Below are 22,716 nucleotides of genomic sequence, written 5' to 3'. Positions count from 1 at the left end.
TTGCCCGACTGCCATCGTCTCACCACGCCGTTCTTCGTATGATTTCTGGGCGCCCGTGGGCACGTCGCCGCGATCGTGATTGGGGTGCGTTCCACATACGCTAGCGCCGGTACAGCCGCGGCGATGCGTCGGTTCGGATGCGCTCCGCGCATCGGCGAAACACGACAGGCTTTCTCACGGTACAGACGCGGTGCGGTGAACTGTCTGACCATGATCTCTTTGCCTTGCGGGAAGATGATCGCGTTACCGTCCAGGGAGTGTAGCTTCCTGTTCGTGAAATCACAACAACGGAGAAAGCACAAGACTGTTGCTAGCGACCCACCCTGAAACTGGTCCGTCCTCGCACCGATCCCCCAAATCAAAGCCCCGCGACAAGCGCTGGCACGACGCCGAAAAGGTCGCCGACAATGCCATAGTCGGCTACGCTGAAAATCGGCGCTTCAGGATCCTTATTGACTGCCACAATAAACTTGCTGTCCTTCATCCCTGCGAGGTGCTGGATCGCACCGGAGATTCCGACCGCCACATAAAGCTGCGGCGCCACGATCTTGCCCGTCTGGCCCACCTGGTAGTCGTTCGGCACGTAGCCAGCGTCGACCGCAGCACGCGACGCGCCGAGCGCCGCGCCAAGCTTGTCAGCGAGCGGCCCGAGCACCGTCGTGTCGTTCTCACCGCTGCCCAGCCCGCGACCGCCCGACACGATGTTCTGTGCGCTCGTCAATTCCGGCCGGTCCAGCTTCGTCGCCTCGCGGTTCACGAGCTGCGAAATGCCGCGATCGGGTGCCGCTTCCAGTGGCTCGATCGGGGCGCCGCCGCCCACCTTGGCCACCGCATCGAAGGCGGTCGTACGCACCGTCATTACCTTCATTGAATCGAACAACTGCACCGTCGCGATTGCGTTGCCCGCATAAATCGGGCGCTCGAACGTATCGGCCGACACCACTCCGGTGACGTCGCTGATCTGTGCAACGTCAAGCTTCGCGGCAATACGCGGCGCGACGTTCTTGCCGTGGGCGGTAGCAGGAACGAGGATGTACGAATAGTTTTTCGCCGGGTTTTGCACAAGCGTCAGCACCGTCGCCTCGACGTTTTCGGCGAGACCCGCCTTGAGCTGGGGCGCGTCAGCGAGTAATACTTTTGCGACGCCCGCAATCATGGTCGCGGCTTCGGCCGCGCCGTGTGCATTGTGGCCCGCCACGAGTACGTGGATGTCCTGTGACATGAAAGTCGCGATAAGCGCGGCTGCCGCCACCGCACCAAGCGTTGCGTCCTTGAGCGACGCGTTGTCGTGTTCGGCAATTACCAGAATCGTCATATTCGTTACTCCCTTATAGCACCTTGGCCTCGGTTTTCAGCTTCTCGATGAGCGTCCCCACATCGGGCACGATCACACCGGCAGCGCGCTTGCGCGGCTCCGCGACCTTGAGCGTCTTCAGACGTGGCGTCACATCGACGCCGAGGTCCTCGGGCTTGAGCGTCTCGAGCGGCTTCTTCTTCGCCTTCATGATGTTGGGCAGTGTCACGTAGCGCGGCTCATTGAGGCGCAGGTCGGTGGTGATCACTGCGGGCAGCGTGAGCGAGAGCGTTTCCGCGCCGCCGTCCACTTCGCGCGCTACCGTCGCCTTGCCGTCGGCGATCGTAACCTTTGAGGCGAACGTAGCCTGTGGCAGGTTCGCTAGCGCGGCCAGCATCTGGCCGGTCTGGTTCGAGTCGTCGTCGACGGCCTGCTTGCCGAGGATCACCAGTTGCGGCTGCTCCTTGTCGACGAGCGCCTTTAGGAGCTTGGCGACTGCCAGCGGCTGCAGCTCTTCGTTCGATTCGATCAGGATCGCGCGGTCCGCGCCGATCGCGAGCGCCGTGCGCAGCGTCTCCTGCGCTTGGGCGACACCAGCCGACACTGCGATGACTTCCGTCGCGACACCTGCTTCCTTCAGACGCACGGCCTCTTCCACCGCGATTTCGTCGAACGGGTTCATCGACATCTTCACATTGGCAATGTCGACGCCCGTGCCGTCCGACTTCACACGGACCTTTACGTTGTAATCGACCACTCTCTTGACAGGAACGATAATTTTCAAAATGAATATCTTTTAAATGAAGGGTGATGGGGTCCAAACACAGACGACCTGCGCGAGTCCGGCTCGAAACCGGACAATTCAGCTGGTCATGTGGATGATCTCAGGCACAGCCGAGTCCCAATGCTCTAGCACATGGGAGCCGACTATCTCGTCCCAGTACGACTCGGAGCCGAACTGCAAGCGTTGGGAATGCAGGCAGCGAGTAAAAAGCTGAAGATCGTATTCTGCGGTTATTCCCATCGCCCCCGTCAGCGCATGCGCCGTATTGGCCACAAGCGGAGCCGAGCGACTCGCTCGCGCTTTCGCGATCCCTCGACTCAACCTGGCTTTTGAAAACGAGTCGGATGCACAGGCACTTTGCACGGCGATCTGTGCTGCCGAGGTGTGCTCGGCCATGACACTCAGGTTATGCTGAACCACCTGAAATTTCCCGATGGACCTTCCGAACTGCTGACGATCGTTCACAAACGTAATCGTCATATCGAGCACACGGGCCATTGCACCAACCATCGCGGCTGCTTTGACCAACGCACCGAGTTCGAGCAGGACCCCCATGGGCGGCTCATCGTCAGCGTGCGCCGTTCGCACACGTTTTCCAGCGCCAGCAGGGAATAGAACTGTCGCGTCAAGTCCACCCCACTCAGTGCGCGGCTGGACAGTTGCGTCATCGATGTCGATAAGCCTAAATCCGTCGCTCATCTCGACAAGAACCGATTCGCAAGCGAGACCAAACGGGACAAATGCCGTATTGGACGCTGAACCATCTAGTACGGCAAACGCAATCGGACCGCAGGGGAGCGCCATCGAAGCAGCCGCGAGCAGCCGACGAGCGATCATCGTGTGTGCAGCGGGCAGCGGCATCGCATGACGGCCGAACGCAAATAGCACACCTGCGCACTCATCGAATGAGACGCCCGATCCACCGGCCGACTCCGGCACCAGCGCATCGAGAAAGCCCAGTTCGTCCAACGCCTGCCATAAGTCGCGTCGCGCGTTATCCGCGCCAGCGCCGAGCATTTCGCGCACCAGTGCTGGCGTGCACCGCTCTTCGAGTACCGGCTCAATAGAGGCGGTCAGCATGTCATCCATCCGTCTCTCCTCTCAGCGAAGTCCAAGCCCGCGAGCAATCATGCCGCGCAAGATTTCGCGCGTGCCGCCGCGCAGTGAGTACGATGGGGCGATCTTTGTCACGTAAGCGAGTGCGTCCGCGAGACTCGACTCGATACCCTGCAGCGGACGCGCGCCGAGCAGATCGCCGATTACTGTGGGTACGGATTGTTCAAAGCTCGTCCCGAGGTCCTTGACGAGCGCGGCTTCAGTTACCGGACTCTCGCCTCTTGCGAGCCTACCGGTCAACGACAGCGAAAGCTCACGTAATGCGGCGAGTTCGGTGACGAGTGCACCTAGCGCACGGCGCTCACTCGACGAGACCTCCTGGCCGGCACAGTTGGCGACCCTGAGCATCCGCAGCCACGCCTCGAGCAAAACGACGCTCGAATAGATTCGCTCGGGACCGCTTCGCTCGAAGGCTAGCTCGGCGGTAACCTGTTCCCAGCCGGCCCCTTCCGTGCCGATCAGCGCATCATGAGACAGCTCCACGTCGTCGAACGTGACCTCCGAAAAATGCCGATCGCCCGCAATGTCCTCGATGGGTGCGATGCTAACACCCGGTAGCGACAGGTCAATGAAGAGTTGCGATAAGCCGCGGTGCCGATCGTCAGCGGTGCCTGACGTGCGGACCAACGCAATCATGTAATGGGATTTGTCTGCATTGGTTGTCCATATCTTTCGTCCGGACAGGCGCCACCCTGTAGACGTTCGCAAGGCCCGCGTGCGAATGCTCGCAAGATCGGAACCCGCACTGGGCTCGCTCAAACCGATGCAAAAGAAGGCGTCTGCTGCGCAGATTCTCGGCAAGTAGAACGCTCTTTGTTCGCGCGTGCCGTATCGGGCAATCAAAGGCCCACTCTGGCGGTCCGCGATCCAATGCGCGGAAACCGGAGCGCCAACGGCCAGCAGCTCCTCTACCAGCACGAAGCGGGCAAATGGACTTCGTCCACCGCCTCCGTATTCTTTGGGCAATGTCAAACCGACCCAGCCCTGCTCCGCCAGCTCCCGACTGAAACTGGCATCGAATCCCAACCACGACCGCGCGGCCTTCGCCGGAGCACGGTACCCCAATGCATCGCGCAGGAAGCTGCGCACTGGCGCGCGCAAAGCTTCATCCTCGGGGGGAATGCGGGTGAGAGAGAACCAATCAATCATCGTGTAGTGCCCGTGTGCGTGCCGCGGCAGCCATCCAGACCAGGCGGCACGACATATCAATAGCCAGCAGGTTGCGAATGTGCCTGGATTTAACAACGAGCGCAATCAAACCGCCAATGCTTCGCGGGACGCACGTTTCGACAGGTATCGCGGAACGAGAACAGGCCGCCCCCGGCCCCCGATTCCCTTAAGGGTTCACAGCTCGAGTACGAGTTGCTTTTTGTCACGGCGACGGATATTTACCAGCTCGATGTATTTCCTGCTGTACTCGAGCTTCTCGTCATCGACCTCCTGCACGTTGGTTGTCCCCTCGCCGGCGTCCTTGCGCGTGACATTGACAAAGGTACATGCACCGTTCAATACATACGAACCGTGCCACACGCCCCGGTCGATGTGCGCGATGTCTCCTTCTGCGAGCACAAACGCGCTCACCCGGCTGTAATCAAATTCCATCTTTTCGGGGTCGACAGTCATGTCGGCTGGGGCCGGAGCATAGACCATGATCATCGAGCCCTTCAGCACGATGAAACTCTGCGTGTAAGTACCGTGAATCGCCATCTGATCCAACGTCTGCCGCACACTGCCGTTATGCTCCAGCGTGTTGATTTCCATTGCCACTGCGCCTTGTCCGGCATCGACCTGCGGAAATATCGGATGGTCGATGTCAAGAATGTCGCCATAGGGCTTCATGCCTTCGCGCGTCAGGGGCTGAATTTTTACCTGCACGATCTCTACGTTATCTTCCACGTCAGTCTCCGGAATCAGTTTATTTTGTAAAGCTGAGCGGCATTGGACCAGAGCACGCTGGCTTTGTCCGACTCGGTCAGCCCAGCGAATGACGATTCAACCTGCTGCTGAACCTCTGGCCATGAAGACGTTCCCATCGGGAACTTGGTTGTCCAAAGCACTGAACCGGCGCCAAGATACTCCGCGAGTTGCTTCAGGTTGACTCGGTCGTACCAGCCAACCACGTAGCAGTTTTTGCGAAAGAGCTCCGACGGCCTGGCCTTGTAGCCGTATCGCTCATCGAGACGCCACATGCCGAAACCGTAGTCGCTGCCTTCAATCGTGAACGAAGTGAGTCCCAGCGCGCTTTCGGCAAACACCAGCTTCAGTCCCGGAAAGCGTTCGAACACCTTGGAAACAAGAAGATTGGACAACATCGCCACACCGCTTGCCGGGCGTGCGATCGCACGGAACGCAGCCGCAACCGCCGGAGCGTAACCACTGTAGGGTGTCAACTCCATCGACGGGACGACTCCAGCGTGGAAGCAGACGGGAACGCCGAGGTCCTCGCAGGCCTGCCAGACAGCGTCGTAACCCGCGTCGTTGATATGAGGCGCGCCTTTGCGGACCTGGTCAGGGATGCCGGGAAAAATCACGCCCCGGTGCCCCATCCCAACGGCGCGGACAAGCTCGGCTCGCATGGCCTCGAACGAGGACAACGGCAGAATACATTGCGGGATGAACTTTGGATTCGCGCCCCACACCTCGATGAGCCAGTCGTTGTAAGCCTGAACGCAGGCCAGTTCGAGCGCAGGATCGTCAATGCGGCCGAATGTTTCACCGCCAATGCCGGCCACTGAAGGATAGAGCACCGCATAAGCCACCCCCCGCTCCTCCATGGCCGCTGCGCGTTCTGCAACGTTCGTAATGACGGACGGAACGTCGCCCCACTTCTTCGGTTCATCCGCGCGATCGGCCATGCACGCAGCCGCCGAACCGGCCCCGACAAGCGGGACCTCCACGCCGTCAATGATCCACACTTCAGTGCCGTCATGCCTGGTGTGAATATGCGGTATCCGCTCGCCCCACTGAGCCTTGGACATACGCGCCGTCCATACGTCCGGCGCCTCGATCACGTGTTCGTTTGTGCTGATGATCAGAACAGGCATTATCCCCACTCCTCCAATAATTCGATGTTCAATGTGCAAGAAACCAACTTACCGGGTTTCCTCTTCCTTATAGAGATCCAATACATTCTTGTAGAGAATGCGGTCGCGAGTCTCTTTCGAAATGTCCCTGAACGATCGATCGATAACCTGCTGGGAAATCGGGAACGTCGACGGGTTGTGCGGGAAGTCTGACTGCCACATCAGACGGGACTTGTCGATCTGCACCGCTTTTACGCCTTCAGCCTCGAACCACGACGAAAGGTGAACCTGTTCTTTTAGCTGTTCGCTGGGCCGATTCTTGATACCGTGCTTCCAGAGCGCACGGCGCTCCCACTCGTGATCTAACGATTCGAGGGTGTAGTTGAACCAGCCAATGCCCGACTCCGCGAGAACCCACTTGAGCTTGGGGAAACGATCGAGCAACCCACTAAAGACCAGATTCGGCATGAACTGCGAAAGGGCTGACCACGAGGAAGGCGCCGTCGCCACCCATGCTTGTGGCCGCGCAAAACCCTTCCACATCGTCGTACCAAACGAAAGCGCGGCATTGGCGTGCCAGTGAACCGGCATATCGAGTTGCTGACACGTTTCCCAGAAGGGCCACCAATGCGGATCGGCAAACGCCGGCAGCTTATAGTTCAGGTTATCGTTGTCGAGACCCCAGCTGGAGCTCGCGCCCCACCCACGCGTCTTGCCGACCACCTCTCCGGGTTCGGCTACGATGAGGATGCCCTTGTAGCCCATCTTCGCCACACGACGGACTTCTGCGATGGTTACATCGAGGCCCCCCAGATAAGGTGTGAGTGCCAGCGGGATAAAATTTTTGCTGACCTGATACCACTCTTCGTACATCGCATCGTTGTACGCCTGAACACAGGCCAGCTCGAACTCGGCATCATGCTGAAAGAACGTCGCGTTCTGAATGGGTGGATTGGGGTAGAGAACCTCACCATCGACACCATCGAGAGCCAGCACCTTGAGGCGCTCGATCGGGTCATAGATGGCCTTGGGCACCTCTTCCCAGCGCTGCGGGAAGGTAGCGCGCATGGGATCGTTCATATATGCCGCGCAGTTCGACACGCCGCGCTTCTCAACGATCATGCCATTGACGCGCCAACGCTCGACCACCTGATCGGTCGGGTCAGACATGTGCGCCTTGTCGCTCGTCTCGACCAGTTGCGGAATCCGGTCACCGAACTTTGCCCTTGACATACGTTGAGTGAAGGCATCTTTATGTATTTGCCCGTGAGAGTCGGAACTGACAACACCATACTTGATTTGCATCTCTTTAGCCTCCAGAGCGTCTTGGATTTAATACCTGGGCATTCGATCTGGCTTCCGAAAAAATATCCCCAAATACCCTCATAAATCAGTTTGTCTTTCGCACGTCTCAACAAGCCTCAGCAATTGTCGAGAGGATTTCACGGTTCTCCATCCGGGGGATTCGTTCCTACCTCGCACCTGCAAGCCTGGAAGGAACAGTGGACAGATGACCTCAAGCAATACACTGTCCGTGACCAATTGTTTTCCTGGCTATTAGGCTAGGTATCCGTAGGTTTTACGTCAACTTTTATGAACGGTAATTTCATGAGATGAAAAGGTATCGAATCAATCGTTTTAGCACGAAGAGTGGTAGCTGTAACGATAATCGTGCTGCACTCTTAATTAAGTAAGGTGTTCCCAAGCAATTCCCCCCGCGTAAAGGCCGAAATTCCGTTGCAAAATACCGGCGCTATTTCAAGGAACCGGATGCTCTCACGAAGTCCTACGCCAATCGCGGGTAACTGACGCTCATCCCAAGCAGGCGAGTCCTGGGTGGGATAACCGACCAGCCGCCGTCCTCATAGAAGAACGCGATGCTGAGGGGGTCGGCGAGATGTGACACCTCGACGCGAATGTAACGCACGCCATTGGCAGTCCGCCCGAATCGCACGACACGCAAGCGCCTCGTCGGTGTCAGCGCAGTCCATTTGTCTACCAACGAGCGCAGGGTGGAATCTTTCATCTCCGTCTCCATTGCTTTGCGTGTTGCATATCAAACCGATACCTAGTACGTAAATAAAAGAGGTTGTGTTAGAGGCGTCGGCCGCACCCGTGTTTTCGCTGTCACCTGGGCGCAGGTTGCGCCAGAACAGAACGCGTTGCCGGCGCCATTGATCAACCATCCGCCGTCCCGCCGCTCGGCCCGCGTGCGCAATCCCGCAAGGTCCGAACCGGCGGCCGGCTCGGAAAACAGCTGGCACCAGATTTCTTCGGTGGACGCAAGCTTAGGCAGGAAGCGGCGCTTTTGCTCTTCCGTTGCCCACGCGATGAGCGTAGGCGCGCACATACCCTGCCCCAGCATGACGATCTTCCCCTGAAGACCGTAGACGCCCTCCTCTTCCTGCCAGATCACCTGCTCTATAGGCGTAGCGGCGCGTCCACCGTATTCGTGAGGCCAATGAATGCACGCCCAGCCGCCGGCCTGCTTTCTTTTCTGCCAGGCTTTTGACGCCGCAATCATTTCCGGCGACTCAAGGATGGCGTCACCGAAGGACGCCAACTTCAAAACTTCATACAGCTCATGCGGCGCATGCCGCGCGATCCATGCACGTGCCTCGGCGCGAAATTTCGCCTGTTCGGGTGAATCGACAAAATCCATCGCAACCCCTGTGTGTACGGTAGCGAGCCGCTTCGCAGCGCTAGTGCTGCACGGCTACGTACAGGCTTGTCATCCTGCGAACCGGGCGGCGCTCGCGAACACAGGCGTCTCCCCCTTTAGAAACGCTTCAACGGCCGCCTTGTGATCGGCTGACTGATTGGACAGCGCTTCATACGCAAGCGCAGCATCCAGAGAGGCAGAAAACGCTTGTCTCAGGCCGGTATTGATGACCGCCTTGCTCCACGCAATCGCGCGCGTCGGACCGCTGGCCAATTTCTTGATGAGCGAAGTAACGTGCGCATCAAGTTCGCCCGCCGGCACGGCGACCGTGATAAGCCCAATCTCTTCCGCTTTCCCCGCCTGGATGAACTCTCCGGTCAGCAGATACCGCTTCGCGCGCATGTGGCCCACGAAGTGCGACCAAAGGGCCGCGCCGCCGTCTCCAGTCACCAGGCCAACCCGCACATGAGGATCTGCGAGCCGAGCACTCTCATCGGCGATGACGAAATCGCAAGTCAAAGCGAGCGTAAAGCCCATGCCGATCGCGTCACCATTGAGACGGCAGACGATGGGCTTGTCGCAATCGATGATGCTGTAGAGCATCTGCTTTGCATTAACCAGCCCCTCGTAGAACTGTTGCGGGTCACGAATCTGTTCCTGCATCCAGTTCCAGTCGCCCCCTGCCGAGAATGCCCGGCCCTTTCCCGTCAGAACGATAACGTCGACCTCGTTATCCATCGATGCGGCGATGAACACCGTGGACAGCTCCATCAAGCTCTGGGCATTGATCGTATTAAGCGCATCAGGGCGATTTAATGCGATAGACAAAACGTTGCCATGGCGGATTACTTCCAGCGCTTCATATTTCGTGTAGTCCATGCAAAGCTCCTATGTCGTTCGGCAAGCGAATCTTCATGCTGTGACCCAACAACACGGTCTTAGCCGAGATACATCATTTCCGCTCGGCGCTTCAGGATCTTCCAGCTGGTACCGACCTTGACGTATTCGTCGTTGTAGATGACAGCGCTGATCCACGAATAATCCCGGGAATGGCGCAATTCGACATAGGAGCGGCCCGTGGCGCGACCGTCGCCGAGCAGCTCGACGGCATGGTTATGCCCAAAGGGCCTTGGGCTCATCTTGGCAATACCTGCCTTATAGAAGGCACGCAGCTGTTCGTGGCCGCAGACGTTTTGCCCAGCAAGAGGGCCATTGACGACCTCTATGGTGCCCGTTTCAGCAAAGAGGTCGAGAATTGCTTCGACGTCGTCTCTCCACACCGCATCGTAATAACGGGCGACCGCATCTCGAATCGCTTCGCGATCGAGCATTTCAAGCGTCGATTGGTCGATGTCAGTCATTGCTTCTCTCCTAAGATCTTATTTGCCAGTCGAGTACGCTTTTCTCAATTCGCGTTTCAGTACTTTTCCTGAAGCATTGCGTGGAAGAGAAGCGACAAATTCAACAGATTTAGGGGCCTTGTAGTGCGCGAGACACGCTCGAACAAATTCGATAAGGCCTTCCGACGACACGCTGGCGTTCGCCCTGAGCACAACGATCGCCTTGGGCGATTCGCCCCAGCGCTGATCGGGAACGCCAATTACCGCAACGTCCTGTACCGCCGGGTGAGCACTCAGCACGGCCTCGACTTCGGCCGGGTAAATGTTCTCGCCACCGGAAACAATCATGTCCTTGAGGCGGTCACAGATATACAGATAGCCGTCGGTGTCGATACGACCGACGTCTCCCGTATGGAACCAACCGTCGCGCAAAGACTCAGCGGTAGCCTCCGGCAGCTTCCAGTAACCGGCCGAGACCTGCGCCGACCGGCATGTCACTTCCCCGATGGAACCTGCGGGTAGCACGGCGCCTTGCGGATCGACGATCCGGATCTCGACGCCTTCTGCCAGGCGGCCAGCCGACTTCAACCGCTCGCCGAATTCCTCTTCGTGGTCGCGCGGGTCGAGATACGTCACTACCCCTGCGGTCTCCGTCATACCGTATCCTTGCGCGAGGCCGCAACCGAAATCTTTGCGCGCGCGCCGGATCAGTTCGAGAGGCGCCGGCGAGGCGCCATAGATGATCAGCTCGAGCGACGACAGATCGGTGTCGGCTTTCGAAGGATCGTCGAGCAACATGCGCATCATCACGGCAGCCAGCTGCGTCTTGGTAACGCGGTGTGTCTGGATGAGAGCAAGAGCCTCGGTGGGCACGAATTCGCGTGTCAACACTCCCGGAACACCCAGCCACAAACCCAGAATGCCCCAGATGGCGGCGCCGATGTGATACTGCGGCATACAGACGAACAGGACATCTCGCTCGTGCCAGGGTCCCCAGGCAAGGGCTGCGCTTTGCAGCGCTGCGACGATGTTGGCGTGCGTCAGCAGCACGCCCTTAGGTCTACCGGTGGTTCCAGACGTATACATCTGAACCGATATGGCGTCGCTGCACATCCGTGGTTGCGGATCCGCGTCATAGTGACACTGCAGCCATTCCCTGTACCCGTTCTCCACATCGATGACAATGGATTTTTTGACCGTCCTGCTGGATGCCGCGATCTGACGGAAGACGGGTTCGAATTCGGACGAGACGAACAAAATGTCCACCCTCGCATCATCAAGGATGAAAAGGATTTCTCCTGCACTCAACCGATAATTGATCGGCACCAGTACGACGCCGGCACGGGCCGCGCCAACCAGCAACTCGTAGAAAATCGGCGAGTTCTTCGAAAGAATCGCGATCCGGGCTCCGTTCGCGAGTCCTTCGTGCTCCAGCGCATTGGCCACCCGGTTGGCACGGCTATCCAGGTCTTTGCTGGTCATCGAGACGTCACCCGAGCGCACCAGAACACGATCCCGGCTGGTAGCCGCCAGGTTCCTCACTTTGTCGCTTAGCGTTTCCATGTTTAACTCGCCAACCATTTGTCACGGCTCAATGCGCTGCACTCAGCGATGTTGGCCCTGGTTTCACAATCGTGTTCACAAGTCGTTGATCCTTGTGCTCGTTGAGATGCCGATCGTGCGACGACACACGACCGACATCGCGGGGCGATTTCTATTCGTCAGGCCCTGTCTTCGATAAGTCGAAGCCGTCAAGCTTTCTTTACAACCCAGGTGAATCAAGTCACCCTGAAATTCGCCGATCTCCAATAGCTCGGTCGCGCTCGACGGAAGACCAGCCACGCTGGCGTCCCTATTTCCAGCTGTGCAGTTCCGGCAGTACAGCCTTCGCGAAGAGCGCCATGTTCTTATGGGCCATGCCCTTTGGCATGCCGCCATAGCTCACTTCGATCGTCAGACCAAAGTCACCAATATCCTTTCTGCGCTGCTCGAGCTTTTCCAGGATTTGCTTCGGTGTTCCCCACGTGTTGACGTCCACGAAAGCCTTCGCTGCGGCGTCGTAGCCGACCTGACGGAGCGCCTCGGCATCCTTCGCGTACTTGCCATAAACTTTCTTGTCGAAATGCTCACCAGCGAATTCATAGTGAACCAGGATCGTTTTGTAGTAGTTCGCGATGTACTCGCGGGCCATTTCTTCGGCTCGCTCAGCGCTTTCGTCGCAGAAAACGAAATCGACACAGATCGGTGCGGGTGCCGGACGGCCCCACTTCCCGGCAAAACCGTTGCGATAAAACTTGAAGTGAGGCGCCATTTCGGCCCATGGTTTCTGCGCAAACGACATCATGGTGGAACCCGTCTCGACGGCGAGCGGAATTGACTCCGGGGACATCGCGATGCAATAGCAGCGATCCTTGAAGGACTGGAGCGGACCCGGGCGCACTTCTGTGCGCAACTGCTTGTAGTAAGGACCGTCGCCTTCCACGATTCCCGTCTCCAGGCCATCAAGGATCATGCGCGCGGCCTCTTCGAAGCGATCGCGAGCCTCCGACATTGGGATTCCAAACGTCTCGTATTCGCGACGCGCCAACCCTCGACCCATACCGAACAGGGCGCGACCGTCACTAAGATGATCCAGCAGGATCATCTTCTCGACCACGCGCAGCGGATTGTTCCAAGGGAGGATGACTGCACCTGTCATCAACTTGATGGTCGAGGTTTTGGCTGCCAGATAGCTCAAAATCTGCATGTTGTCCGGAGCCATCCCGTAATTCGAGAAATGGTGTTCGACTACCGCAACCGTATCGAACCCGAACTTACCGGCGTCGACGAGGATTTCAAGGTCCGTCTTGTAAAGCTCGTTATCCGTCATCCGATTTTCGAAGTTCTGCAAAACGCAAAGAATTCCGACTTCCATAGCTTCTACTCCTCCTCATTGTTGGCTTGGCCGCAGTGCCTTTATCTCCGCCTTCGCTTGCTCGTTGTCGGAGTGGATTAATTGTGCAAGTGAATGGATATAAACCGACGAGTTACAACTTCGTCATGAAATGGCCCAATTCCAAATGTCTGACAGGCCCCTTCGCCGAGGTCTTGCCAATGTAGAGAAATGCCACCACGTGATCATCCTCCGACAAACCGATCGCTTTTTTCACCAATGGGTCGTACGCGGCGTCCCCGGTTTTCCACATGCAGCCATAGCCGAGCGCGTGAGCCGCAAGCCAGATGTTCTGGGTGCTAGCCCCTGCCGCAAGCACTTGCTCGATTTCAGGTACTTTGCTTTGCCGGTCAATCTTCGCTGCCACGACGATAATCGTGGGGGCTCGTCGCGCCTTTCCACGTTCTGACTCCAGGCTGTCCTCTGTCGCATCAGCGAAGTTGCGCTTGCGCAAATCCGCCATGGCATTTCCAAGGATCTCGCGAGCGGCGCCCTCGATAACGACGAAACGCCACGGCATCAGGCGCCCATGGTCTGGCCCATGGGTCCCCGCGTTCAAAATACGCAACAGATCCTCCTGGCTGGGGCCAGGCGAATCCAACCTCACCGCCGAAACACGTGTCTGCATAGCATCAATAGCTTCCATCGATCTTCCCCCGCTTCACAGCCTAAAGTTTCTGGAATCCGTTACTCAAAATACGCGAGTGGACCGCCATGCCAATCGCCACCGAGCCATCGATGCATGATCCATGCGCCGATATACGAAACTGGCCTCGCGCGTCTACCGAAAGACGCAACTCAAGGCAGCAGTTCGCCATATACAGAAACGTAGTATGGCGACCGATAAATAGCAAAAATTCTGAACCGATATTTCTCCAGCTGAAAATTCACGGTATGAAAAACCTGGTTCGATTTCATCAGTGTGCTAATAATGCGTTTATAAATCGAAAGGAGTCGGAAGGTCGCTGGAGCTGCGCAGGAGGTTGGGGACTTTCGCGTCCGCTCGTAGCCGAGATCAGCGGGCACGCGATTTCGTGGCTCAGAGACCGGCCGCGCAGTCCGTCGGCTGGTAGGGTCTCAACGATCAGCGGGACGCGTGTGTCACGCTGTGCTGAATTGCACCGGAGAGGCTCGCCGCGATCGGCCGCCTTTACGCCCGAGGCCGTATCTCATATACGGCAGGCAAGTCGCGCCAGCGGCTGCCAGCCTCTAGCAAAAACAGGACTCGTGAAGCGCTGGAAGACATGCTCTATGACAGCGCGGCGTTGCACAGTTTTGCCGGTATTGATTTGGCGCGCGAGAGCGGTGCCCGATCCGATCACGGTGATGAAGTTCCGGTATTTGCTGGAAAAGCACGAACTCACGCGCAAGCTGTTCGACGGGATCGGCATCATGCTTTGCGAGCGCGGACGCCCGCCTTTGGGCGAGCGCGCTCGCTCTGGCAGCAACGGTTCGAGCGTCGCCCACAACTCTTCACTGATTCATCTCTTGTCACCCCGCATCAAAATTATGCCCTGTCATTCTGAATGACACAGTTTTGCAGTTTTGTTAGCGGGCTATTAATGCGCGTTTCGCTAATCGGTCGCGGGTTGGCCCATTCGAAAAAATAACAGGAAGCCTGGTCCGACAAAGAGGAGCACGACACCGACAACGATGAGCGCTCTGGGAAGGTCAAAAAAACTCCGCAGCAGAGAGATGACCAACGGATTGGCAACCGTCGTGAGGAGCATTGAACCGTTAAGAAGCCCGACTGCGCGGTTACGCATCGCTGGTGGCGTGGCATCCAGGACCATCGCCGAAACGAGAGGGTTATAAAGGCCGTAACCGACTCCGCAGATAAAATAACATCCCGCTATCAAACCGGCATCACCATAACATATCCCACTACAAGTGATCCCAACTCCCAGGGACAGGCCCGTGACAAGAATCAGCGGATATTGCGGAAGGCGTTTGCGCAGGGCCCCATAGGCGGCCGACGCCACTGCTCCTGTAACGATCATCACCGCAACAATCACGCCTCGAGTCGTGGCGCTGGTTACTCCAGCACCACTTAGAAGAAACGGCCCTTGCAGAACCGGCACGGTGGCCCCAAAGGCAAAAAGAAAGCCCAGCAGGTACAACGACCAGAGCTGGGCACGATCGAAGCCGCCGTCCGCACGACTTCTACGAACGACCAGCGTGGCATTATGCCCGCGGGTCGCGATATGCGTCGCGGCAAGCGTGATTACAGCGATGAAGTAAAAAACTGATGGCGCCCGCCAGTGAATATGGTCTACGAGCCAGCCGCCGGAAATCAGCATCACTATGTTGTACACCGAAACAACCGCGTGGGCGTACCCCAGGATCCGATTACGCGCGGCGCCCTCATACCACTGGGCGGTAAGCGCGGTGCACATCGTCGCGGCAGCAGCGCCGCAAAATCCGAGCAACAGCCGCGCGACGATCAGAACGGAGAGATCGGGGGCCACCAGGCAAATGGCACCGGACGCTACGTAGGCAAACAATGCTGTCAACAGACAACGACGGATGCCGATTACGTCTGCAAGCCATCCGCCGAGTGGTGCTCCGATCAACATCGCGAGCACCGGTAATGCCAATACCATCTGAGCGACAAAAGGTCCGTTCCCGATTTCCTTGAATTGGCGCGCCATTTCCGGGAGCGCTGAAATCATCGCAACCGGAACGATGGTGACGAGAACCAAACCAGAAAGCGCGACGATGCTCCTTGCGGCTCGGACTGCCGAAGATTCTGCGTTAGAAGTCGCTTCATATGACGTGCTCATTGTTGGCATCATCCACGCATGTTTCTATAGTCGGAATCGTCCGTCACCTTCCGGGAGAACGAGAAATAGTTGGCGCAGGACTATCTCACTGCTGGTTCGTGATGTCTCATACAGGAATGCCTATAACGCGGCATACAGGACGGCGTACTGCTTAGTTCGAGGAGCAAGGTCGGAGGGAAGCCACGTTGACTCACTCCGTGTGGGTCAGTGTTGCGTCTCGGGAATATATATCCGCATTCCGCCATCGGGGTGTATCAATATCGCGGTTGGCACTGTATTAGCCCTTTCCTGGATTCATCAATAGCCAGTGGCGTTCGACTCCAACGTACTATGACGTTTTGCAAAAATCAAAACCGTGAATCGATAACGTCACTGGATGAAATTTCAGACAATGAAAGACACGGTCGAGCAGTATCTGGCAACTAACAGACGCATAAGGTAATACATCGACGACCATAGATGAACAGCGGAGCAAACCGGCTAGAGCTGCCTTGTAATGGCTTGGGAGTACCTTGCTTGATTAATGCACTGATCGTCTGCGACCATTTGGGAACGGATGCCATTACAAAAAAGCCCGTCGAGCCTCGGCCGCAAGCTTTCCCCCATACGTTCGGTTCGGATTAGAAGGAATGCCGGATGCCGATCATCGCCGCGACAGCCGACCTGCCCTCTGGAACAGGTGCGCCGTATTCGATTGTCTGGCTCATCGCCCCCTTGTTGTCGACGTAGCCGACGTTTGCGTAAGCGAGCGTGCTCTTGCTAAGCGAGTATTCGGCCCCTATCGCGAACTCGTTCGATAGATTGGCCGATACGTTTCGGTCCTTCAGGTAATAGAATCCCGACGAGACTCTGAGGAACGGGTTGAACTGATAGCGAAGCCCTACGGAGATCATCTCGATGTTGGTGCGGCCGCTATTCGCAGGGTTCCTGCCAATGCTGTATGACGTCGACACGGAAACACCGTCGAACGTATACATGGCCCCTAAATACAAAAAGCGGTTGTTGGACTGCCCCGTTGCCGGCGTCGTGACAACGGCGCCAGTGGACGTTGTCGTGTAAGGACTGGTGTCGTGTCCCGAGTAGTAGACGGCGGCCAGGTTGAGACCATAGTTCGAATACTTAAGCGCGATCGACTCTCGCGTTCCACCCTGGAAATGGCCCGGGACACCGCCCAGGGAATACTCGAGCGCGAACGATGCGCCATAGAGCTGCGGCGAGTGATAAACGATCGCGTTGTCTTCATACAGTGCGCCGAGCGGAATGTCCGAGCTCAACGCTGTCCAGCCCGCCGCCTGATTCATGCCGAGATACGCGGTCAGGATACTTCCGAAGTATTGGGCGTTCCGTGCGTCCGTGTCCGCCATCGCATAGATCGTTGGCACGATCTGTCGTCCGATGTCGACCCTGCCGAACGGCCCTGATACGCCTACCGACGTTTGCTGGTTAAATATCGCGGTGGCGGTCGGCGTGTCGGCTACCCGTAGGCCCCCGGTGGCGCTGTTGAATGTCCCCTGCAGCTTGAAGTTGACCTTGTAACCGCCCCCGATGTCTTCGACACCCGTCATGCCCCACGAGCTCGAGTAGACGCCGCCGTCCTTGAATTCGTAGACGTGACCCAGGTTCACTTTCGACCGGAAGTTGCCCGCGTTAGCGTTTTGATACAGGAATCCGCTATCGAGGACGCCATACAGCGTCACCGACGACTGCCCATGTGCCGCGCTGGTCAATACAAGGAGCGCTGGAGCGCAGATCAACTTCCATTTCATTCTATCTCCTCTCACGCATTGTTCGCGTCGTGCAGACCGGCGAGTTTTTGCTGACACCCAAATGACACTGTTTGATGATCGCGGCTGAGCGGCGCGGGCAGGCAAGCGTCGACAAGCGCATTCGTCGGTGCGTTCTCGATTACCTGTCCTCGTTGAATTCAAGCTTCCGTGGCTAGTGCGTTACTGCAATATGGGATGGGTGAGTCACGGTCTGTCGTCTCTTTAATTTCGCTTCTAGTCTGTCGATATCTGTCCTGGCCGGTGCAACGGTGGCTGCGACGAAAAGCACGTGGTTTGCGATCACTCGAGAGTCCCCGTTTGTGGGTTTTCTCAGCGCGCAGCCCGGCGCGCGAACCGTCGATCTGTCAGGTGACAGTCGACAGACATGTTTCGGCCAGCACTGTCCGTGGATGTGCGGTTCAGAGTTGCAAACGGCCACGCCGGTTTGACATGACCGCAATGTTTTCAACGATGCCGGTTGCACCATCTAGCAGATGGATTCCACCACCGTCAGAATGACGCTTGTCTTTAGAGCCAGTCACGCTTGTATCTAAACGTACCGGGCCATGCGACAGGCAGCAAGATTTATTGCTGCAAACACTCACGAGATGAAATTTCTGACCGTCAGCAATCGCTTGACTATGACTGACGGCTGATAGACAGCCAGTCTCGAGCAAGAGACCAATACGTGGTTCGAGCAAAAAACGAGGTCGCACGATCGCGCCGGGCACCGTGTACACGCGACAGCGCTCTACCTGCGCCGTTAAACTTGCGCGCAGCAGGGACAAACCGCAAAGACGCGGCCCTTCATGCCCCTTCTAATTCACGCTCTTTGAACGGCTCGATCGGTCGGGCTTGGTCCCTACACGTCGAGAAGGTATTGATAATCATGTAGCGGGGCCTCGGCGTGCGGCAGAAAGCGCGGTACTTAAGGATGACTAACTTAACCGGCAAAGCGCTCCGACATTGCAGTGTCCGTCACGCTTTCCCACGTGAGGTGCGACATGAAGCAGGGCATGCTTGCGCGTTTACTTACCGCGAGGCAGTGAAGCAACTGCGCTGGTCACCGGGTCCGCCAGAAATCGACGGCGTAGACGATAGACCGTGGTCCAGTGCACGCCGAGCAGGTGCCCAGCCAGCGCCGCCTGTACGCGCGGATGCGTGCGTCCCTGACTCAATGGTCGAGATAGGGCCGCAGCTTGTCGGCGCGGCTCGGATGCATCAGCTTTCGCATCGCCTTGCTTTCGATCTGGCGAATCCGCTCGCGGGTCACGTCGAACTGCTTGCCGAGTTCCTCGAGCGTATAGTCCGATGCGGTATCGATCCCGAAGCGCATCCGCAAGACCTTCGCCTCACGCGGCGACAGCGCGTTGAGCGCGTCGTCGATCGCGGCACGCATGTTTGCATGCACGGCCGCGTTGGCGGGTGACGCCGCGGTCGGATCTTCGATCATGTCGCCGAGCGTCGCATCGGCGTCCTCGCCCACCGGCGTCTCGAGCGAAACCGGCTGCCTGGCGATCTTCAGAATGCCGCGGATCTTTTGTTCCGGCATCTCCATGCGGGCCGCGAGCACCGCCGGATGGGCTTCCTGTCCCGTCTGCTGGAGAATCTCGCGCGAAATCCGGTTGAGCTTGTTGATCGTCTCGATCATGTGCACCGGCACGCGAATCGTGCGCGCCTGGTCAGCGAGCGAACGCGTCACGGCCTGCCGGACCCACCACGTCGCGTAGGTGGAGAACTTCCAGCCGCGTCGATATTCGAACTTGTCGACGGCTTTCATCAAGCCGATATTGCCCTCCTGAATCAGATCCAGGAACTGCATGCCGCGGTTGACGTATTTCTTCGCAATCGAGATCACGAGGCGCAGGTTTGCCTCGATCATCTCGCGCTTCGCCTGCCGCATCTTCGACTCGGCCGCGGTCATCTGCCGGTTGATCTTCTTCAACTGCTGCAGCGGCAGTGCCACGTTCGCTTCGATATCGATGAGCTTCTGCTGTTCGGCCTGAATCGCCGGCAGATTGCGCTCGAGCGCCGGACCGAACTCACGCGATGCTGCCGCCGTCCCTGCGGTCCAGCCAAGGTCGGTCTCGTGACCCGGAAACAACGCGACAAACTTTTCGCGCGGCATGGCGCACCGGTCGACGGCGATCTGCAGAATGCGTCGTTCGACCGCGCGAACCTGCGCGACCTGCTGCTGCACATCGGCGCACAGCCGGTCGATGGTTCGCGCCGTGAATCGAATGGGCGCCAGTTCGCGCTGGATCTCCTGCCGAACGCGTGCAAAGGCCGCCGCACCCTTCTCGTCTGTCGCGCGGGTGCGCGGCATCTGCTCGAACAACTCCCGCACGCGTGCAAAAATGGCAAGGCCGTCGCTCGTCAGCTGCTTCAGACGCGCTTCGTTCAGCATCGCCGGATCGGCCTCGATCTCGCCGTCGTCATCATCGACGCCCGTTTCGTCGGCGTTGGCCGCGTCCGTGTCGATGTCCTGTGAAGCAGCCGAATCCAACGCCGACAGTTCGTCCTCTGCCGTGTCTTCATTGAGGCCGTCCACCAATTCGTCGATCCGCAATTCACCGGCCTCGACTTGTGCCGCATTGGCGAGAATCGTGGAGACCGTCGACGGACAGGCCGCAATGGCCTGGATCATTTCGTGGAGACCATCTTCGATACGCTTCGCAATCGCGATCTCGCCAGCGCGAGTGAGCAATTCGGTCGCACCCATTTCGCGCATGTACATGCGCACGGGATCGGTCGTCCGGCCGAATTCGGAGTCGACCGTCGACAGGGCGACTTCCGCCTCCTCGTCCGCCTGGTCGTCCGGTATGACAGCCGGCGCGGCGTCGTTCAGAAGCAGCGTCTCCGCGTCGGGAGCCTGCTCGTAGACGGCCACGCCCATGTCATTGAAGGTGCTGACAATGGTTTCGATGGCAGCGGTTTGTGCGAAGTTGTCCGGCAGGTGATCGTTGATTTCCGCGTGGGTCAGGAAACCGCGCTCCTTGCCCAACTGGATCAGGGCGCGCATCTGGCGCTGTCGTTCTTCATCCTGCAGTGCCGTCGATGCGGCGTCCATCAGCACGACGCCAGCCGCGGCGTTGCCCTTCGATGCGCGACGGGCCGGGGACTTGCGCGCGGATGCGGCCGTGTCTGGCCCTGAAGCGTCCCGATCAAAACTTGCCATACGTCCTCCTCGACAGGTTTGCCCGGCGATGGCGAGACAAGGCCACAGGCATGGCGGCCTGCGCGCCACGAACAGGATCACGGCTTGGGGCGCAGACGACTTGCATGGATCGCAACGAGCAAAGAACGCGGCCCGCTCACACGGGCGGCCTGGTTCGAAACTGCGCACAAAACGCGCGACTTTTGATGCTAACAGAAATTGCTGCGTTGCACCAACGAGCCGCCGCCTGTCCGCATTCCGCTCGACGACAGCGCCTTGTCGTGAGCCCTGAACAATATTGTCAGGCGTTTCATCCAGCTTTTCGCGTCCGCGCGACGCCGGCCTTGCCACTACCCTTCCCGGCTCGCGTCTTCCAGGGAAGCCGGCCGCGCGGCATGGTGGCCAATTTCGTTGGAATCGCTTGTCCCCACCGGCATCCAGCCATTTGTGCCATCCCCAAAAAACCAGCAGCTTAGCCGATTTGTCAGGGCCGGCCCAAATCAAGTCCCGGCGCGGCACGCCTCGAAAAACCCGCAACCAGTTGACACCGTATCCGCTCCGGATCGGAACTTGCCGGTCGCAATTCGGCATGAAAATTGTATTTGCTGCTTTGCACAAATGCGCCATACTGCTCATCTACAGAACGAAGCGCAGTACGTGACGGCTGCGGCCGCTGCCACTCGTCGATGGCGAGACGCGTAGGCAGTGTGCCCGAAGAAGCGATGAACCTTCGTCGCTGAACCCCGGAGGCGGACGACATGCTGACTTTGGCCGAATTGCAAAGCACGCTGCAAATCGAGTACGAACTGCAGCTCGAAGCGATGGACGAGCAGGCGCTGCGTGCGCTGCTCGCGGATCCGATCGCACTGAACCCACTGATACCGGCTCATATGAGCTTTACGGAGGGGCGCCGGATAGCGGAAGCCACGCTTGAACAACTGCTCGCGCGCAAGACGCCGAGCGGCGAACCAGTCATTCTGCATAAGGCCGAGCCCCTGTGGGCGCAGTGGTTCAAGCCGTTCTGGATGCCGCTGCTCTTCGGGGCACGCAAGGGCGAGTGAGGGTGCTCGGCCGACGCGATCAATGGGCTAACGCGCTAACGGGCGCCGTTGCCGGCCGATCCGTTCTCGCACGCCGCGAAGCGATAGCGCACGAGATGATCGATGCCCGACTCCGATAGCCACACCTCGGCAAGCCGCCCCATCATCGGTCGCACGATCGCATGAGCGTGCGGCAACGGGAGCATGTCGAAGCACACGAGCGCGTTCGCCGTCCAAACGCTGAGCCACACGAAGTGGTGGTCATCGTCGAATATCGCGAGAGCGTGCAAAAATTGGGGAGGCAGATTTCGTCAGGGATCCCTGGCTTACGGCATGGTTGCACGATCTGTTCTGTCCGTCGGCGGCTGCCTGCCCACGCTGGCCCGATGCATTTGCCGTAACCCGTGTCGGCAATCTTGAACGCCGAGATGCGACGAGGCGAGACTCGGCGATGCTGCTGCTGATTGTTATGCGAAATCCAGGACTCGCGTTGATTCCAGCTAAAGCAGTCTGAGCCACGCTGGCGGCGATTCCTTCGCTATTGCCCGCCGACCCGCAGCAGCGGCGCAAGGGCTTCGCTATTGTCCGCGAGGTAATAAGCGCTGCCGGCGTCATCGGCGACGAGGCTGAAAACAGGATGCGACGCATGGCACAGCTGTTCGGTATCGAGGAGAATGAGTCCGGAATTCAGACGGCTGCACCTCCTGTGACGTAGAAGCGAAGCAAGCGGATTCTAATCCGCCGCCGCATTGGGCATGTCGACCCTGCCGTCGCGCTCGGCCGGGCGGATCACGAGCAGCAGCAGCAGGACGACTGGGA

General features: G+C 58.4%; 18 protein-coding genes and 2 pseudogenes. 2 read left to right on the top strand and 18 right to left on the bottom strand.

Annotated elements, in window-relative coordinates; translation table 11 throughout:
* Window positions 1-358 precede the first annotated feature (358 nt).
* The 14 genes from P3T23_RS35005 to P3T23_RS34940 all read right to left on the bottom strand — a co-directional run bounded on the left by P3T23_RS35005 (window position 359) and on the right by P3T23_RS34940 (window position 13,797).
* Window positions 359-1,315: an electron transfer flavoprotein subunit alpha/FixB family protein gene (locus tag P3T23_RS35005; RefSeq protein WP_429320634.1), complete on the bottom strand. Its 957-nt coding sequence runs from the start codon at window positions 1,313-1,315 to the stop codon at window positions 359-361.
* Between the two features lie 13 nt (window positions 1,316-1,328).
* A complete protein-coding gene (locus P3T23_RS35000; RefSeq protein WP_429320633.1) occupies window positions 1,329-2,078 on the bottom strand; it encodes an electron transfer flavoprotein subunit beta/FixA family protein in 750 nt (249 codons plus the stop codon).
* A gap of 78 nt (window positions 2,079-2,156) precedes the next feature.
* The gene (locus tag P3T23_RS34995) at window positions 2,157-3,167 is read right to left on the bottom strand and encodes an acyl-CoA dehydrogenase family protein (protein WP_429320632.1); all 1,011 of its coding nucleotides are present in this window, start codon (window positions 3,165-3,167) and stop codon (window positions 2,157-2,159) included.
* A gap of 12 nt (window positions 3,168-3,179) precedes the next feature.
* Complete coding sequence (locus P3T23_RS34990; protein ID WP_429320631.1) at window positions 3,180-4,343, bottom strand: acyl-CoA dehydrogenase family protein; 1,164 nt, start codon at window positions 4,341-4,343, stop codon at window positions 3,180-3,182.
* Between the two features lie 195 nt (window positions 4,344-4,538).
* Window positions 4,539-5,090 (bottom strand): ureidoglycolate lyase, encoded by a 552-nt coding sequence (locus tag P3T23_RS34985; RefSeq protein WP_429320630.1) that lies wholly within the window; start codon window positions 5,088-5,090, stop codon window positions 4,539-4,541.
* A gap of 14 nt (window positions 5,091-5,104) precedes the next feature.
* Window positions 5,105-6,238 (bottom strand): amidohydrolase family protein, encoded by a 1,134-nt coding sequence (locus tag P3T23_RS34980; protein ID WP_429320629.1) that lies wholly within the window; start codon window positions 6,236-6,238, stop codon window positions 5,105-5,107.
* Window positions 6,239-6,286: 48 nt separating this feature from the next.
* Window positions 6,287-7,522 carry an amidohydrolase family protein gene (locus P3T23_RS34975; RefSeq protein ID WP_429320628.1) on the bottom strand — a complete coding sequence of 412 codons (1,236 nt, stop codon included), beginning with the start codon at window positions 7,520-7,522 and terminating at the stop codon, window positions 6,287-6,289.
* A 481-nt stretch (window positions 7,523-8,003) separates the two neighbouring features.
* Window positions 8,004-8,243: a hypothetical protein gene (locus P3T23_RS34970; RefSeq protein ID WP_429320627.1), complete on the bottom strand. Its 240-nt coding sequence runs from the start codon at window positions 8,241-8,243 to the stop codon at window positions 8,004-8,006.
* Window positions 8,244-8,285: 42 nt separating this feature from the next.
* On the bottom strand, window positions 8,286-8,879 hold the full coding sequence (locus P3T23_RS34965) for an acyl-CoA dehydrogenase family protein (RefSeq protein ID WP_429320626.1): 594 nt from the start codon (window positions 8,877-8,879) through the stop codon (window positions 8,286-8,288).
* 69 nt (window positions 8,880-8,948) lie between these two features.
* Window positions 8,949-9,758 (bottom strand): enoyl-CoA hydratase/isomerase family protein, encoded by an 810-nt coding sequence (locus P3T23_RS34960; protein ID WP_429320625.1) that lies wholly within the window; start codon window positions 9,756-9,758, stop codon window positions 8,949-8,951.
* Between the two features lie 59 nt (window positions 9,759-9,817).
* On the bottom strand, window positions 9,818-10,240 hold the full coding sequence (locus P3T23_RS34955) for a nuclear transport factor 2 family protein (RefSeq protein WP_429320624.1): 423 nt from the start codon (window positions 10,238-10,240) through the stop codon (window positions 9,818-9,820).
* Between the two features lie 18 nt (window positions 10,241-10,258).
* Entirely contained in the window at window positions 10,259-11,782 is a 1,524-nt protein-coding gene (locus P3T23_RS34950) for a long-chain-fatty-acid--CoA ligase (RefSeq protein WP_429320623.1), read from the bottom strand.
* 289 nt (window positions 11,783-12,071) lie between these two features.
* On the bottom strand, window positions 12,072-13,133 hold the full coding sequence (locus P3T23_RS34945; RefSeq protein ID WP_429320622.1) for an LLM class flavin-dependent oxidoreductase: 1,062 nt from the start codon (window positions 13,131-13,133) through the stop codon (window positions 12,072-12,074).
* Window positions 13,134-13,245: 112 nt separating this feature from the next.
* Window positions 13,246-13,797 carry a nitroreductase family protein gene (locus tag P3T23_RS34940; RefSeq protein ID WP_429320621.1) on the bottom strand — a complete coding sequence of 184 codons (552 nt, stop codon included), beginning with the start codon at window positions 13,795-13,797 and terminating at the stop codon, window positions 13,246-13,248.
* A 583-nt stretch (window positions 13,798-14,380) separates the two neighbouring features.
* Between P3T23_RS34940 and P3T23_RS34935 the strand changes: the two are divergent.
* Window positions 14,381-14,561, top strand: a pseudogene (locus P3T23_RS34935) (transposase); the annotation flags it as partial.
* Window positions 14,562-14,725: 164 nt separating this feature from the next.
* On the opposite strand, the gene P3T23_RS34930 reads toward P3T23_RS34935, so the two are convergent.
* The 3 genes from P3T23_RS34930 to rpoD all read right to left on the bottom strand — a co-directional run bounded on the left by P3T23_RS34930 (window position 14,726) and on the right by rpoD (window position 20,878).
* Window positions 14,726-15,934 carry an MFS transporter gene (locus tag P3T23_RS34930; protein WP_429320620.1) on the bottom strand — a complete coding sequence of 403 codons (1,209 nt, stop codon included), beginning with the start codon at window positions 15,932-15,934 and terminating at the stop codon, window positions 14,726-14,728.
* A 620-nt stretch (window positions 15,935-16,554) separates the two neighbouring features.
* Window positions 16,555-17,700 (bottom strand): porin, encoded by a 1,146-nt coding sequence (locus P3T23_RS34925; RefSeq protein ID WP_429320619.1) that lies wholly within the window; start codon window positions 17,698-17,700, stop codon window positions 16,555-16,557.
* A gap of 1,174 nt (window positions 17,701-18,874) precedes the next feature.
* Complete coding sequence (rpoD, locus tag P3T23_RS34920; RefSeq protein ID WP_429320618.1) at window positions 18,875-20,878, bottom strand: RNA polymerase sigma factor RpoD; 2,004 nt, start codon at window positions 20,876-20,878, stop codon at window positions 18,875-18,877.
* 737 nt (window positions 20,879-21,615) lie between these two features.
* Here rpoD and P3T23_RS34915 point away from each other — a divergent pair.
* Entirely contained in the window at window positions 21,616-21,918 is a 303-nt protein-coding gene (locus P3T23_RS34915) for a hypothetical protein (protein ID WP_429320617.1), read from the top strand.
* 35 nt (window positions 21,919-21,953) lie between these two features.
* On the opposite strand, the pseudogene P3T23_RS34910 reads toward P3T23_RS34915, so the two are convergent.
* Window positions 21,954-22,202: pseudogene (locus P3T23_RS34910) on the bottom strand (lyase); the annotation flags it as partial.
* Between the last annotated feature and the right edge of the window lie 514 nt (window positions 22,203-22,716).

Source organism: Paraburkholderia sp. GAS448 (assembly GCF_050435685.1).
Classification (GTDB): domain Bacteria; phylum Pseudomonadota; class Gammaproteobacteria; order Burkholderiales; family Burkholderiaceae; genus Paraburkholderia.
The sequence above is the reverse complement of the archived record's forward strand: the minus strand, read 5'-3'. Positions and strand labels throughout refer to the sequence as shown.

Excerpts from the sequence above, each read along its gene's own strand:
- P3T23_RS34980 (WP_429320629.1), bottom strand. The coding sequence starts at position 6,238 with ATGCCTGTTCTGATCATCAGCACAAACGAACACGTGATCGAGGCGCCG.
- P3T23_RS34950 (WP_429320623.1), bottom strand. The coding sequence starts at position 11,782 with ATGGAAACGCTAAGCGACAAAGTGAGGAACCTGGCGGCTACCAGCCGG.
- P3T23_RS34965 (WP_429320626.1), bottom strand. The coding sequence starts at position 8,879 with ATGGATTTTGTCGATTCACCCGAACAGGCGAAATTTCGCGCCGAGGCA.
- P3T23_RS34975 (WP_429320628.1), bottom strand. The coding sequence starts at position 7,522 with ATGCAAATCAAGTATGGTGTTGTCAGTTCCGACTCTCACGGGCAAATA.
- P3T23_RS34990 (WP_429320631.1), bottom strand. The coding sequence starts at position 4,343 with ATGATTGATTGGTTCTCTCTCACCCGCATTCCCCCCGAGGATGAAGCT.
- P3T23_RS34960 (WP_429320625.1), bottom strand. The coding sequence starts at position 9,758 with ATGGACTACACGAAATATGAAGCGCTGGAAGTAATCCGCCATGGCAAC.
- P3T23_RS34970 (WP_429320627.1), bottom strand. The coding sequence starts at position 8,243 with ATGAAAGATTCCACCCTGCGCTCGTTGGTAGACAAATGGACTGCGCTG.
- P3T23_RS34940 (WP_429320621.1), bottom strand. The coding sequence starts at position 13,797 with ATGGAAGCTATTGATGCTATGCAGACACGTGTTTCGGCGGTGAGGTTG.
- P3T23_RS34945 (WP_429320622.1), bottom strand. The coding sequence starts at position 13,133 with ATGGAAGTCGGAATTCTTTGCGTTTTGCAGAACTTCGAAAATCGGATG.
- P3T23_RS34925 (WP_429320619.1), bottom strand. The coding sequence starts at position 17,700 with ATGAAATGGAAGTTGATCTGCGCTCCAGCGCTCCTTGTATTGACCAGC.
- P3T23_RS35005 (WP_429320634.1), bottom strand. The coding sequence starts at position 1,315 with ATGACGATTCTGGTAATTGCCGAACACGACAACGCGTCGCTCAAGGAC.
- P3T23_RS34930 (WP_429320620.1), bottom strand. The coding sequence starts at position 15,934 with ATGAGCACGTCATATGAAGCGACTTCTAACGCAGAATCTTCGGCAGTC.
- P3T23_RS34915 (WP_429320617.1), top strand. The coding sequence starts at position 21,616 with ATGCTGACTTTGGCCGAATTGCAAAGCACGCTGCAAATCGAGTACGAA.
- rpoD (WP_429320618.1), bottom strand. The coding sequence starts at position 20,878 with ATGGCAAGTTTTGATCGGGACGCTTCAGGGCCAGACACGGCCGCATCC.
- P3T23_RS34955 (WP_429320624.1), bottom strand. The coding sequence starts at position 10,240 with ATGACTGACATCGACCAATCGACGCTTGAAATGCTCGATCGCGAAGCG.
- P3T23_RS34995 (WP_429320632.1), bottom strand. The coding sequence starts at position 3,167 with ATGGATGACATGCTGACCGCCTCTATTGAGCCGGTACTCGAAGAGCGG.